Source organism: Sulfuricella sp., assembly GCA_041651995.1.
In the GTDB taxonomy this organism is placed as follows: domain Bacteria; phylum Pseudomonadota; class Gammaproteobacteria; order Burkholderiales; family Sulfuricellaceae; genus Sulfurimicrobium.
The window spans coordinates 33,775-47,961 of sequence record JBAZID010000013.1; the positions used below are offsets into that span (position 1 = coordinate 33,775).

At 55.5% G+C, this 14,187-nt stretch carries 13 protein-coding genes; 8 read left to right on the forward strand and 5 right to left on the reverse strand.

The genetic code is table 11. The features are described from left to right. Positions 1-47: 47 nt before the first annotated feature. Entirely contained in the window at positions 48-914 is an 867-nt protein-coding gene (locus WC392_13225) for a ThiF family adenylyltransferase (GenBank protein MFA5243325.1), read from the reverse strand. A 293-nt stretch (positions 915-1,207) separates the two neighbouring features. Between WC392_13225 and WC392_13230 the strand changes: the two genes are divergently transcribed. Then, positions 1,208-1,984, forward strand: coding sequence for a PEP-CTERM sorting domain-containing protein (locus WC392_13230; GenBank protein MFA5243326.1), 777 nt, complete (start codon positions 1,208-1,210; stop codon positions 1,982-1,984). Between the two features lie 113 nt (positions 1,985-2,097). On the opposite strand, the gene WC392_13235 is transcribed toward WC392_13230, so the two are convergent. The 4 genes from WC392_13235 to prsT all read right to left on the reverse strand — a co-directional run bounded on the left by WC392_13235 (position 2,098) and on the right by prsT (position 7,571). Next, positions 2,098-2,781: a PEP-CTERM/exosortase system-associated acyltransferase gene (locus WC392_13235; GenBank protein ID MFA5243327.1), complete on the reverse strand. Its 684-nt coding sequence runs from the start codon at positions 2,779-2,781 to the stop codon at positions 2,098-2,100. Between the two features lie 250 nt (positions 2,782-3,031). Then, positions 3,032-3,823 carry a GNAT family N-acyltransferase gene (locus WC392_13240; GenBank protein MFA5243328.1) on the reverse strand — a complete coding sequence of 264 codons (792 nt, stop codon included), beginning with the start codon at positions 3,821-3,823 and terminating at the stop codon, positions 3,032-3,034. Next, positions 3,820-4,614, reverse strand: a complete 795-nt coding sequence (locus tag WC392_13245; GenBank protein MFA5243329.1) for a methyltransferase domain-containing protein — start codon at positions 4,612-4,614, stop codon at positions 3,820-3,822. The genes WC392_13240 and WC392_13245 overlap by 4 nt, the downstream gene beginning before the upstream one ends. Positions 4,615-4,787: 173 nt before the next feature. Further along, on the reverse strand, positions 4,788-7,571 hold the full coding sequence (gene prsT / locus WC392_13250) for an XrtA/PEP-CTERM system TPR-repeat protein PrsT (GenBank protein ID MFA5243330.1): 2,784 nt from the start codon (positions 7,569-7,571) through the stop codon (positions 4,788-4,790). A gap of 291 nt (positions 7,572-7,862) precedes the next feature. On the opposite strand from prsT, the gene dnaX reads away from it, so the two are divergent. From dnaX to ntrB, 7 genes are all read left to right on the forward strand, one after another. Then, a complete protein-coding gene (gene dnaX / locus WC392_13255) occupies positions 7,863-9,512 on the forward strand; it encodes a DNA polymerase III subunit gamma/tau (protein ID MFA5243331.1) in 1,650 nt (549 codons plus the stop codon). A gap of 15 nt (positions 9,513-9,527) precedes the next feature. Continuing rightward, positions 9,528-9,851, forward strand: coding sequence for a YbaB/EbfC family nucleoid-associated protein (locus tag WC392_13260; GenBank protein MFA5243332.1), 324 nt, complete (start codon positions 9,528-9,530; stop codon positions 9,849-9,851). Between the two features lie 94 nt (positions 9,852-9,945). Next, positions 9,946-10,545 (forward strand): recombination mediator RecR, encoded by a 600-nt coding sequence (recR, locus tag WC392_13265; GenBank protein ID MFA5243333.1) that lies wholly within the window; start codon positions 9,946-9,948, stop codon positions 10,543-10,545. Positions 10,546-10,701: 156 nt separating this feature from the next. Continuing rightward, a complete protein-coding gene (locus WC392_13270; GenBank protein ID MFA5243334.1) occupies positions 10,702-11,307 on the forward strand; it encodes an ANTAR domain-containing protein in 606 nt (201 codons plus the stop codon). Between the two features lie 183 nt (positions 11,308-11,490). After that, complete coding sequence (locus WC392_13275) at positions 11,491-12,744, forward strand: CmpA/NrtA family ABC transporter substrate-binding protein (protein MFA5243335.1); 1,254 nt, start codon at positions 11,491-11,493, stop codon at positions 12,742-12,744. Between the two features lie 31 nt (positions 12,745-12,775). After that, the gene (locus tag WC392_13280; protein MFA5243336.1) at positions 12,776-13,189 is read left to right on the forward strand and encodes a globin family protein; all 414 of its coding nucleotides are present in this window, start codon (positions 12,776-12,778) and stop codon (positions 13,187-13,189) included. Positions 13,190-13,255: 66 nt separating this feature from the next. After that, positions 13,256-14,167 (forward strand): nitrate ABC transporter permease, encoded by a 912-nt coding sequence (gene ntrB, locus WC392_13285; protein MFA5243337.1) that lies wholly within the window; start codon positions 13,256-13,258, stop codon positions 14,165-14,167. Positions 14,168-14,187: the final 20 nt, after the last annotated feature.

A 14,187-nucleotide genomic window follows, 5' to 3' on the forward strand; every position in this document is an offset into this window, starting at 1 on the left:
AATGCGCATGGAATGGACTGCTTTCCGTGACGCATCAAATTTCATGTTTACCCGCTGGCTTTCTCCAGCCGCTTCTTCGCCACAAAACTCTTCAATCGCTGAACGGGATTGCGGTTGCCCCACCATAGCCGGCGATGATGGAAGCGGTTGAGGCGGGCATCCAGGTAGGTGTACCAGGGAACCAATTCCAACTCTTGCGGATGCAGCAAGCCAAGTACCGTCTGGGTGGTAATGAAGCCCGCGCACAGCTTGCAGCCGGCAATCGAACTCGGACCCTTGCGGGCCTTCAGGTTGATTGATTTAGGGTCAAGATATTTGAGGTGATGCATCTCCGGGGCAAAGCCCAGGGCGAACTGGATGATCTTTTCCTCCTCGCTCATCTGCGGTGAGATGGCAAAGTAATTGTCATAGGACATGCCTCCCGGCCCAAATGCCAATACCCCCGCTCCCAGCCCCAGCGGTACCGCTGCCACGGTAACAAGCCCCCGTGCGGTGGCCGAATTGATCAGCAGCGGGTGCATGTCAACGGCGAATACATCTATCCCGTCCACGACCAGATCCACCCCCGCCAGAAAGGCATCGATATTATCCGCATCGATGCCTTTGTCGAAAATCTTTACACGTAGCTCAGGGTTGATCTCCAGGGCATATTCCAGCATCACCTCAATCTTGCGGCGGCCCAGCGTACGGGTGTTGGCGCCATACTGACGGTTGAAGTTGGCCTGTTCGAATTCGTCAAACTCGGCAATGTGGAACCCGCCCACCCCGGCGCGCACCAGGCTGATGAGATAATCCCCTCCCACGCCACCCATCCCGGCAATCGCCACGGTGGATTGCCGCAGCCGCGCATGTTCGTTTGAGCTGACGATTCCAAGATTGCGGCTGAATGCACTGTCATAATCAAACTCAGTCATCGAAGGCCTCTTAATGGATAAATAGCAGGGGGGATTGGTACATCTTTACTCGTGGAAATGAGAAATGCAAGAGTCTTGCCCTGCCTTGCTGCATGAGATATGTGGATGTCTTAAATCTCACACAAAAAATCTTGTCGATAAATCTTACACACTGCGCGGCCAGGTATTATAAATAAACGCCAAGTCATTGGTACAAATGAATATATTATTCTGGCATGCTATGTGCTTAGTACATGGCAAGGTGAAATAAGCCTGAATGATTAACGAGTTCTGAATATCTCAAGGAGAACATAATGAAACTCACAAAACTTGCTGGTGCGTTGGCCATTTGCATGGCTTGCGCTTCGGGTACGGCCTCTGCGGATCTTTTCTATCAAAATGTAAACGCCTGGGATACGACTCCTGCCGCTGGTACAAATGGATATACTGCGATCATGGATGAAATGCAGGTGAACTGGGCTGCGAACTCTGTCTACACTGACCTTGATGCAAATGGCGTGGATCTTGGCGACACAGTCGTCGACAGCGGAGTAGGCACCGTTGGCGGCTATCTGTTAAGCGGTATAAACCTGATTGGAGCCCAGGCGAATGAGGGCGTTAATTTTACGCACGCATTGAATTTCGCTTATAACGATATGGCTGGCGTGGTAGTTGCGATGCTTAGCCCAAGCGCCATTCTGGCTCATTACACTTCCGGAACCATTGATCTCTGGGGCGATGCCGATCTTGATGGCGTCAACGATGTCAAGCTGCTGACGCTGAATGTGTTTAATAGTGACGGCACGATTGGCAATTTCAACATCTACGCTACAGTGGGCTATGCCGCTCCTGGTGTGTGGTACTTCCCGCCGGCTGTTGACTGGTCAACACAGGTTGTTGCAATTAATGCACGTATCGATACCAATCTGGATAAAGGTGGTGTTCCAGCGCTTCAGGCTGATGGAACATATGCGAGGACCTCAGTACTGAATGGCAGTGTAGAGTTCATTCCTGAGCCAGCCAGTATCGCTCTGATGGGTTTGGGCCTGCTGGGCCTGGGTTTGAGCCGCCGCAGTAAAAAAGCTGTTTAAGCAGAACCGGAACTAAAAAAACCGCGCAGTTTTCTGCGCGGTTTTTTTATGGGCGCTTCCCGAAGAAGCAACAAGAGCCGGGGTTTGAGCAATGGCCAGCAAAAACGGGCAGTTTATTTCCCGAACATGAACTGCGACAGACAGTTATCAAGGTCGGACATGGTTTTTTGAATCGCATTGGCACCGATGAAATAGGGCTTTCGCGGGGGGTGAACCATCGTGTTGAGTGGGCCGGCCATCTGAAATGGGAAGCCGATCCGTGCCAGTAATCGTGCCAGCGAAGGTTCCATCGCGGCGTAGCAATTTGTGATGCCATGTTTGCGGGCGAGATTGAAAATCTCGCGATACAAGCCCAAAGCCACGAGTGGGCCGTCCTGTTTGTCCATCGGGTTTGTGTGACGTGATCGCCTGGGTGGGGAGTGATGCAGCCCGGCGCTTGAAAGTTCGCCCCGGTAGCGGCGTAATTCGCTGGTGATGGCCAGTCGGCCGATTTCTCCGATCTGCCTTGGAGAAATGGCCGTCATAAGTGAAATCGAGTAACGGGTGAAAATGCTCAGGCCTTCGGTGCTGGGCAGGATTAGACGAGAGCAACCTACTGCAGTGCCCGTTTCCGTGGAGCGGCAAAGCACGTGCAAACTGTGCGTGTCGTACGTATCGCTTTCCATCTGGGTGTTATCCGGATTGGGCAAGCGACTCAGTTCCGCACGGAAAACATGGTGCCGCAGGGCAAGGTAATCCCGGTATGCCTGCGTACCCGGGCTTACAATCAAATACTCGAATTTATTCTCCGCGAGCACCGGATTTCCCCGCGATATGTGCTTTAAATACAGCCGCTTGACCAATTGATGAAGGGGCGTGCCGGGAGGAACGGTCAGTGTGCTTGAAACACAGTCCGATATGACCGTAGATTGTGTGTGATATCAATTAAATGCTGCGTCTTTTATGTGTTTACCTTTAACCAATTTTAAAACAAATTGATTCTGGCTTCGTTACATAAAAGTAATTTGGCAGAACCTCCTGGGCGAGGTTTGCTACGGGCCATCCATTCTACTGCTTACCGATGTTGTTCCTGACGGCAGTATTTGGAGCGGATGTATTGCATGCTTCTTGTGCTTGCAGGAAGCTGAGGATACATGTTTCCTTCTGACTCAGGCTGTGTTCCATTTCAACTGCGCTGATCAGGTAGGCCCGCCTGGGTGGTTCGACGCTTTCATTGATGGGGCCAACCGACACCCAGGGGAACCCCAGTGTTTTGAGAAGCCGGCTGAAGCGGTTTTCCATGGCGGCCATGCAGAAATCAATGCCATTCTGCTTGCACACCAGGTATATCTCCCGGTACATGCCCAGGACCAGCTCCGGCTGGTGATGGCGGTGGTTATCAGGAAGCCTGCTCATTTCAGATTCGGGATCACCCTGAAAGGGTTTGTTCCGGTCTTCCTGGCGGCGCCGGTACTGCGGAGCGATGGCCATGCGGGAGATTTCACCGATATTGTCATCCATTGCACCAGGGTAGGGGAGGGGGTGTTCAATGATGTATCTGGGGGTGACATTCAGGCCAATGCTGCTGGGGAAAATCACGCGAACTGAAGCGGCGGGGTTGCCTGAAGCTTTGTGGTAAGACATGAAATGGCGGCTGTACTGGTCATATTGGTCAGTCTCCATGGGCTGGCCAGTGCTGGATAAAGGGCAGGATGGAGGAATGACGCGATGGAGTTCCTTGCAAAAAACCTCATAACGAAATTCGAGATAAAGTTCATAGGCGCGCGTTCCCGGCACGACTTCATCGACATGGAAATAACCGGTTTCCATACTGAGCCCCTCAGTCTGAACATAATTCATGATTTTTCACCTGTAACGATGAATACACCACCAGCGACCAATTGGCGGCCACTCGCCACTTGCTCGGATAGATCCTGGAATAGTTGCTTGATGTCAATGGCGTCGCCCAGCAGGGATGCCTTGTAACCGAGAAGGATATTGAACAGCACGTTGAATGGCAGTTCACTGCTGGTGAGGGCCAGGATGCGGCTCCTGACGTTGACGAATCCCGCTTCGGCCATCAAGTTCGGCAGTTTACGGCCCATGAAACGATCTCCTCCCTTTTCAGCCTGGGTTGTCTGGGCTGTTCGAAGAAGTTGACTGACGCGTGGGTCCTCGGGATAGAAAACAACCAGGCCATCATCAGAATCAACAGCACAGAAGCGGCCGCCGGGGCGCATGACCCGGTGCATTTCGGAAATTACGGTTTCTGGCCGGGGAATGTGCTGAAGCACAAAACGCGAGTAGGAGAAGTCAATGCTGCTGTCAGGGATTGGCAAGCGGTCTCCATACGCCTGAATCTGAAATAAGCCTCGGGCAGGTTTGCTGTGAACATTGTTCGCCACCTGAGCCAGCAATATGGGGCTTGGTTCCACGACAGTCAGGCTGCCATCTGGTGCCAGTTCGGCTAGCAGGTCGGAGACAAAACCGGGACCACAGCCCAATTCAAGCACATCGTGCCCAGGCTGAATGCCGGCTGAGCGCAGTATATCTGTCTCCAGGCCGCGAACCGCCTGGGCTTGCTGGCGTAACCGCTCGGCCTGGAAGTCAGCGTCTTTCAGTGTTTCGAAGTGGTAGGAACCAGTACTCATAATATGTTCGAGTTCCTCAGCCTGGTTTCGCTGGTTTCTTTTTTTCTCATGTCATGGTGAAGAGTTGTCACCAGTCCACCCTTTACAATGTGATCCCCGCTACAGCCTGAACCATGACGGGAAAACTTGGCCTTTACCATTCCTGCATGATCTGGGACATATTGGGCCGCTGATTACAATTGCTTCAACAAGGCTTTTACTTCCTCAATCCGGGGGAACGTTTTCTCCTTGGCCAGGAGTTGCTCCAACTCTTTGCGTGCCTTGATCTTGTCGCCTGATTTTACCAACCCAACTGCGAAATGATAACGGATTTCTGCCGCTTCCGGGGCTAGATTGCTTGCCTTTTGCAGGAGCGGCAGGCCGCGTGCCACGTCACCTTTTTCCACCAGGATCCAACCGAGGGTATCAAGTATCGCCGGGCTATCAGGCGCTAGTTGATTGGCCTTCTCGGCATGCTCCACGGCTCTCGGATCTTTCTCCTGATGGTAAAGCCAGGCCAGGTTGTTAAGTGCCGGAACGTGGTTTGGATTCTGCCGCAGCACAGTTTGATATTGATCGATGGCTGCTTTGTTCTGCTTGTTGGCGAGGTGGATTCCTGCCTGGTGCATGCGGGTTTGAATATCGGCAGGGTGTTCTTTCAGCCATTGGGTCAAGCGGGCGTCTGCGACCTTGCCTTTGCCGGACTGATCGAGGGCGATATGCAGCTTCACCATGATCTGGCCAGCCTTGCCGATAGCGAGTGCCTGCTCGAAGGCTTTCGCCGCAAGATCAGGCTTCTTTTGCGCCATCAGAATATTACCTTCCAGCTCGAAACCTGCCGGTGATTTTGCACTTTTCTTTTGAATCTGCCGGGCAATTGCAAGGGCTTGCTCGTGTTTTCCTTGACCGCTCTCCAGTGTGGCCAAGGCCAATTGCGCTTCCAGATAATCAGGGCGCAATTCAAGGGCTTTTTTCAGGGCGTTCGATGCCTCCGTCTGGTTCTGCATTGCCATGTGAATGGAAGCGATACGTAACTGTACAGGGGCTGAGTCCGGTTTCAGGGCGGCGAGCCGGTTGTAAGTTTCCAATGCACCCGGCTTGTCGCCGTTGGCAAACTGGGCCTGCGCCAGCATGTCTTGAACTTCCGGGCTGCTTGGGTTGGAGCCCTGAAATTTCTTGGCCAGAGCAAGCGCCTTCGTTTTTTCATCGATGCGCAGATAATGGGCCGCCAGTGTCGTAGCTGGCTGAATGGCGTCCGGGTTTTCCTGGCTTGATTTTTCCAGCCAGGTTGTGGCTTCCTTGATCTGCTTTTGGGAAAGAGCAAGATTGGCCAGTGCGGTCATGATCGGAACGTTTTTCTGGTCTTTTTCGAGAGCGGCCTCAAGGCGTTTTTTTGCAGCATCCGGTTTCTTTTCCTGCAAGTCAAGCTGGACAAGGCTCATCACCGCCGGAAAATTGGATGGCTGGATGGAAAGGGCTTTTTCAAAGCTTGCACGCGCATTGGGCAAATCTTTCTTGCCCAGATAGGCCGCGCCTTTCAGGTTGTAGGGCAGAGGATTGTCAGGTTGTTCTTTTTCAAAGGATTTCGCCGCGGCAAGGGCTTTGTCGTACTCCTTGAGGCGAAGATGGGTCAAGGTCAGCAGGGTGCCTGCCTTGGGCGATTTTGCATCCATTTTTACTGCTGTTTCCATTTCGGCCACGGCGCGTTCGTTTTCGCCCTGCGCCAGCTTGCTCATGCCAATGGCTGAATGGAGGCTTGCAGATTTTGGTGCAAGTGCACTGGCCTTTGAAAAATAATCCGTTGCCTTGCTGAATTCTCCAGCCTGCATATACAACTCACCCGCGAGGGCGAACAGTTGCGCATCCTGTGGCGCGGCTTCAAGCGCCGGGGACAGCACATCGATTGCTTGCTGTGTCTGGCGGCTTTTCATCAGAGTAGACGCCAGCAGCTTGAGGGCATAAAGATTGCCGGGATTCTCTCCCAGGTATTTTTTCAGGTGTTGTTCGGCTTGTGGCATCGAACCCAGCGAGAATTGCACCGCACCAGCCAGCAGGATGCTGGGCATGTGTTCTGGCGCTGCACGCAGGATTTGCTGCAGGGATTCCAGTGCGGCCTCAGGCTTGCCCTGGCGGGAATCGAGCAATGCCTGGGTATAGAGAACGATCAGATTATTTGGCGCTGTCTTGCGTGCTGCTTCGATATTTGCCTTGGCGGCATCGAATTTCCCTGTCGCAATTTCCAGATAGGCTTTGTTGATATGCGCGTATTTGTTACCTGGTTGCAATTTCAAAACCTGGTCATAGGCGGCGTGAGCCGGTTCGGCTTTCCCCTGCGCACGCAGCAAGTCGCCCTTGAAAAGCCAGGCATTGGTGTCCTGCGGGTTTTTGCTGACGGCCTGTTCGGAGAATTGTACCGCGGCGTCGATATTTCCCTCCGTGAGCGAATGTCTGGCCAGGCCGATAAGCGCGTCCGGATAGTCAGGTTTGCTCTTCAGTGCTTGCTCAAACGATTCTCTGGCTTCCTTGCCTTTGCCCAAAGCCAGGTAGGCATTGCCACGCAAACTTGATATTTCGGCAGATTCCTTATCTCCCTGAACCTGTTTCGTTTCGTCCAGAACTTGCTGGAACTGGCCCTGGGAGAGCAAGGCCTTTGCCAGGGCAGCTTGCACATTGGCGGCGCTCATGCCCAGGCTCAAGGCCTTGCGGAGTTCCTTTTCGGCAGATTTTGGATCTTCTGTTTTGAGGTATATCTCACCAAGGAGATAACGAGCCTTGGGATCATCCGGGTTCTGTTGCAAGGCATTCTTGAGCTGGATGATGGCAGCCTTGATGTCGCCTTTTTGCTGAAGCTGCTCAGCCTCGGCGACCAGCGCCTGGGGAGTTTGTGACTTGCCGCAGGCGGTCAGGCTACCCATGAGCAGGGCGGCGCTTAACAGGATGAAGGTGATTCTTATTGGTTTTTGTATGGGATCAGGCATGTTTTTATTCCCTAAGTCGGTTTGTCAATGCGATATCACTCTGCGGGGATGAGCAGCAAGGCCGAGTTTTCAATGCATCCGAACTGCTTCTGAACTCAATGCCATGGCCGTAACAGCTTGGGTATAACGCGTTGTAATATTGGGCATCATATACCAAATTAAATAGTTTTAAGTGCGATTGCCAGGTTAATCAAGGGCCATTCTTCCTGCATCTGAATTTATTGGCTGCTTATCGTGGCAGGTATTCCCTGTTTCAAGCATGGCTGGGTGTTTCTGATACAATTCCGGCCTATGAGTTATCAAGTCCTGGCACGCAAATGGCGGCCCAAATCCTTCACCGAGCTGGTTGGGCAGGAGCACGTGGTGAAGGCGCTTTCCAATGCGCTCGACCAGCAGCGTCTGCACCATGCCTATCTGCTGACCGGTACGCGCGGCGTGGGCAAGACCACCGTGGCGCGCATCCTGGCCAAGTCGCTCAACTGCGAAACCGGCATCACCTCCAGGCCCTGCGGCACTTGCGCCACCTGCCGCGAAATCGATTCCGGGCGTTTTATCGATCTGCTGGAACTGGATGCGGCCTCGAATACCGGTATCGACAATATGCGCGAGGTGCTGGACAACGCGCAGTACGCGCCCACGGCGGGGCGCTTCAAGGTTTACCTGATAGACGAAGTGCACATGCTCTCCAAGGCGGCCTTCAATTCCATGCTGAAAACGCTTGAAGAGCCGCCGGAGCACGTCAAGTTCATCCTCGCCACCACCGACCCGCAGAAAATTCCGGTCACGGTGCTGTCGCGTTGCCTGCAATTCAACCTCAAGCAGATGCCGCCCGCCGCCATCGTCGGCCATCTCAAGGATGTACTGGAGCGCGAATCCCTGGCATTCGATGTGCCTGCCCTGCAATTGCTGGCGCGCTCCGCGCAGGGCAGCATGCGCGATGCGCTGTCCCTGCTTGACCAGTCCATCGCCTATGGCGGGGGCAAGGTCGAAGAGGCGCAGGTGCGCGCCATGCTGGGCGCGATTGACCAGAGTTACCTGTTTACCCTGCTGGAGCGGCTGGCGGATGCGGATGGCGCCGGCTTGATTGCGCTTGCAGAGCAGATGGAAGAGCGCAGCCTATCTTATGATGCCGCGCTGCAGGATCTGGGGGCCTTGCTGCACCAGATTGCCCTGGCCCAGACGGTGCCACAGGCCTTGAGCGAGGATATTCCGGAGCGCCAGCGCATTCTCGAACTGGCGCAACGCTTCAGCCCGGAAGAGGTGCAACTCCATTACCAGATCACGCTTCACGGGCGCAAGGATCTGGGCCTGGCGCCGGATGAGTTCGCCGGCTTCAGCATGGCGTTGCTGCGCATGCTGGCCTTTACGCTGGATGCGCCGCCAGCAGGGGAGCGGCCCGCAAAACATGAAGCAGCGGCGGCCAGGAAAACAGTCAAGCCGGCACCAGCGGCCGCCGTGGTGCCGCAGCCGGAAGCGCCGCCTCCCCCTCTTAAAGTTCAGGAGCCAGCCCCGGCTCCTGTGATGCCCGCCCCGCCAGCCACTGAGGCAGCAGGCAAACCCTTCGATGGTGATTGGCCGGGCTTGGTGGTGAAGCTCGGGCTGGGCGGCATGGCCAAAATGCTGGCACAGCATTGCGAGCTCAAAAGCTATGATGGACAACGCATCGAGCTGTGCGTGCCTGAAGAGCACAAGCACCTGATGGAAAAGGCCTACCAGGATAAGCTCAAGGCGGCGCTGGATGATTTTGCCGGCGTCTCGGTGTTTTTGAATATTTCCCTTGGCAGCGTGACCGGGCTGACTCCGGCGAAACTGGATCACCAGGAAAAACAGGCGCGCCAGGCGGAGGCCATTGCCGCCATCGAACAGGACCCTTTCGTGCGTGATCTGGTCGATAATTTCGATGCGCAGATCATTGAATCAACCATTAAACCCATTGATTAGTAGGAGAAAACCATGATGAAAGGCGGCATAGGCGGTCTGATGAAACAGGCCCAGCAAATGCAGGACAACATGAAAAAGATGCAGGAGCAATTGGCTTCTGTAGAAGTCGAAGGCCAGGCAGGTGCCGGCATGGTGAAAATCGTCATGAACTGCCGCCACGACATCAAGCGCGTCAGCATCGACGACAGCCTGATGACCGAAGACAAGGAAATGCTGGAAGATCTGATAGCTGCGGCGGTCAACGACGCCGTGCGCCGCGTGGAACAGACCAGCCAGGAGAAAATGTCCGGCTTTACCAGCGGACTGAACCTGCCGCCAGGCTTCAAGCTGCCGTTCTGATGCAGGCATCGTGAGGGGTGAGGGGTGAGAGGTGAGGCGTAAAATCTTCGTTCCCCTCACCCCTCACCCCTCACCCCTCACCCCTCACCCCAAAATGAAAACCCCTTCCAGCCTAGACCATCTCATCGAATCCCTGCGCTGCCTGCCGGGTGTCGGCCCTAAATCCGCCCAGCGCATGGCTTATCACCTGTTGCAGCGCGATCAGGCCGGTGCCGGGCGGCTGGCGCATGCGCTGACCCACGCGCTGGAAACCATCCGCCACTGCGAGAAATGCAACAGTTTCAGCGAAGTCGAAGTCTGCGATCTGTGCCTTTCGCCCAAGCGCGACGACAGCCTGTTGTGCGTGGTGGAAATGCCGGCGGACCTGATGATGATGGAGCAGGCGCATTGCTACCGCGGCCTGTATTTCGTGCTCATGGGGCGGCTGTCACCCCTGGATGGCGTTGGCCCGCGTGAAATTCACCTCGACCGCCTGGTGCGCCGCGCGGCCGATGGCATCGTGCAGGAAGTGATCCTTGCCACCAATTTCACTGTCGAAGGCGAGGCGACCGCTCATTACATCAGTGAACTGCTCACTCCGCGCGGCATCAAGGTCACCCGTATTGCGCGCGGCCTGCCGGTCGGCGGGGAACTGGAACACGTGGATAGCGGTACCTTGGCGCAAGCTGTTCTCGAACGGCGCAACGTCGCCTGAAATCTGTGCAGGTTTGGCGCATCAGCCGGAAATCGTGCCCGATTTTGGTGCGCCCATATTTCAGCGCTTATTTGTCTCTTCCCCATATCTAAGCTGATTTTTATCAGGATCAACGAGTTGCCTGCCATGGCATGAGAATTGCGTTGCTGGCGGGATATGAAAACCTCCGCCACTCCATCTGAATTTCCGCTTCGTGTCCTGCTGGTGGATGAAACCTTCGAACGCGCGGCGATGCTCAAGAATGCCTTGCAGGAAGCAGGCTGCAAGATTGTTGCTCATGTCTCTTCCACCGCCGATCTACCTGGACTGGTGGCCGAACTTAACCCCGATCTGATCATACTCGACACGGAATCGCCGGACCGCGATACGCTGGAAAACCTCTGTGTTATCAAGCGTGATCAGCCGCGCCCGATCGTGATGTTTACCCACGATAACGATAGTGACAAGATCCGCGCAGCCATCCGAGCCGGGGTTAGTGCTTATGTCGTGGATGGCCTGAAGAGCGAGCGTTTGCGGCCGATCATGGACGTGGCGATTGCGCGATTCAACGAGTTTCAGGCGATGCGGGCAGATCTGGAAAAAGCAGAAAGCAAGCTTATGGAGCGCAAGGATGTGGATCGCGCCAAGGGAATTTTGATGAAACAGCGCGGCTGGTCTGAGGACGAGGCTTATCAGGCTTTGCGTAAAACGGCCATGGACAAAGGTTTGCGCCTGTCTGAAGTAGCGGCCAATGTGATTTCCGTAGCAGATTTACTGGCGTGACATTAATCTGGCATGCTTAGTGCTTAAGTAAAAAACAACGACCCAACGGCGGGTTGTAAGAAAGATTCAAATAATCCGGTCAAAGCCGATCGGAGCAAGGACAAAGGCGTCCATTCGCGGGAGACATTTCTCTCGCGGATGTGACGCCTTTTTTGTTTTGTTTTTTTTATCCAGGAGAAAGCCATGAGTGAAGATTTCAAAAGCAGCCGGAGAGATTTCATGAAAAAAGGTGCAACTTTATTGGGTGCGGGGGCCTTGATGGCCATGGTCGATCCGGCAATTCGCAGTGGTGCCTGGGCGGCTGGGTCCGATGCACCGGAAAAAACCGAGGTGAAAGTCGGCTTCATTCCCCTGACCGATTGCGCCTCGGTGGTGATCGCTTCGGTGATGGGCTTCGACAAGAAATACGGCATCAAGATTGTGCCCAGCAAGGAGGCCTCCTGGGCTGGCGTGCGCGACAAGATTACCAACGGCGAACTGGATGCCGCCCACGTGCTGTATGGCCTGGTCTACGGCGTGCAGATGGGCATCGGCGGGCCGAAGAAGGACATGGCGGTACTCATGAACCTCAACCATAACGGCCAGGGCATTACCCTTTCCAACCAGCTCAAGGCCAAGGGCGCGGTGGATGGCACCAGCCTGGCAGCTCTGATCAAGAAGGAGCCGCGCGAATACACCTTCGCCCAGACATTTCCTACCGGCACCCACGCCATGTGGCTGTATTACTGGCTGGCCAGCTACGGCGTGAATCCCTTCACCGAGGTCAAGAACATCACCGTGCCGCCGCCGCAGATGATCGCCAACATGCGCGTCGGCAACATGGACGGCTACTGCGTGGGCGAGCCGTGGCACGCGCGCGCCATCCGCGACAACGTGGGTTTCACCGCTGCCACCACCCAGGAAATCTGGAAGGATCACCCGGAAAAAGTGCTCGGCACCACGGCGGAATGGGTGGCGAAATACCCCAACACCGCGCGCGCCATGATCATGGCCATCCTCGATGCGTCCAAATACATCGACGACATGAAAAACCGTTCCGGCGTGGCCAAGATCATCGCCGAAAAGTCCTACGTCAATACCGACTTCGATTCCATCGAGGATCGTATGCTGGGCCAGTACGACAACGGCAACGGCAGGAAATGGCAGGACGCCAATTACATGAAGTTCTACAACGAAGGCACGGTGAACTTCCCCTACCTCTCGGACGGCATGTGGTTCCTCACCCAGCACAAGCGCTGGGGCCTGCTCAAGGAAGACCCGGATTACCTGGCTGTGGCCAAAAAGGTCAACCAGATTGAACTCTACAAACAGGCCGCGACACAGACCAGGACGCCGATTCCGAAAGACGTCATGCGCAGCAGCAAGATGATCGACGGCACGGTGTGGGACGGCAAGGACCCGAAAGCCTACGCCGCCGGGTTCAAGGTCAAGGCGTAATCATTCTCGATAATTTTGAAAGGAATTCATCATGAAAACCGAAAAAATTGCACTGGTGCGCAGCAGCTGGCAACAGGTTCTTCCGATCAAGGACACGGCGGCGCAGTTGTTCTATGGCCAGCTGTTCGAGCTCGACCCCTCCCTGCGCGGCATGTTCAGGGGCGATATGGTCGAGCAAGGACGCAAGCTCATGGCGATGATCAACACCGTCGTCAACAGCCTGGACAATCTCGGCCCCCTTCTGGAAAGAATTGAAGATCTGGGGCGCGGCCATGTCGCTTACGGCGTGACAGAAGCGCATTACGACACCGTGGGCAGCGCGCTGATCTGGACGCTGGGCAAGGGGCTGGGCGAGCAGTTCACCCCGGCGGTCAAGGATGCCTGGGTGGAAGCCTACGGCACGCTGTCATCCGCCATGAAACAGGCCGCTTACGCCCCGGCGTGAAAGTTCCGGCCACCCGGCGCAGTGAGCCGGGTGGCCGGCTGATGTGCCTGTAAAAGGAGATTCAAAATGAGTGCGATCCAGATAACAAATGAAAGTATGAAAGAAATCATGTCAGATCCGGAGACCGTGGTGACAGGCAAATCCCTCGCAGCCGTTGCGTCTGTCGAGAAAACCGGGCCTGGCGCAAGCAAGCCCGGCAGGATTGGGCAAATGGCTGGGGAGGTTATCAAGTGGCTGGTTCCACCGGTGCTGGGCCTGGCGCTGTTCATCGGCCTGTGGGCGCTGGTGTCCCAGACCAGCCCGCAACTGCCCGGCCCGCTCAAGACCTGGGATTCAGCCGTCGCCTTGTTCAGCGACCCGTTCTACAGCAATGGCCCCAATGACCAGGGTATCGGCTGGAATATCCTGGCCTCCCTGCAGCGCGTGGCCATCGGCTTCGGCATGGCGGCGCTGATCGGCATTCCGCTGGGTTTCATGATTGGGCGCTTCCAGTTCCTCAGCGCCATGATGTCGCCCATCATCAGCCTGTTGCGCCCGGTTTCACCGCTGGCATGGCTGCCGATCGGCCTGCTGGTGTTCAAGGCGGCCAACCCGGCGGCAGTCTGGGTGATTTTCATCTCCGCCATCTGGCCGATGATCATCAACACCGCCGTGGGCGTGAACCGCATTCCCCAGGACTACATGAACGTGGCCAAGGTGCTGAACCTGTCCGAATGGAAGATCTTCACCAAGATCCTGTTTCCCGCCGTGCTGCCCTACATGATGACCGGCATCCGCCTTTCCATCGGCGTGGCCTGGCTGGTGATCGTGGCGGCGGAAATGCTCACCGGCGGCGTCGGCATCGGTTTCTGGGTGTGGGACGAATGGAATAATCTCAACGTCGAACACATCATCATCGCCATCTTCATCGTCGGCATCGTCGGGCTGCTGCTGGAACAGGCGCTGGTTCTGCTGGCTAAACGGTTCAGTTACGAGTGAGGTGAGGGGTAAGGCGTGAG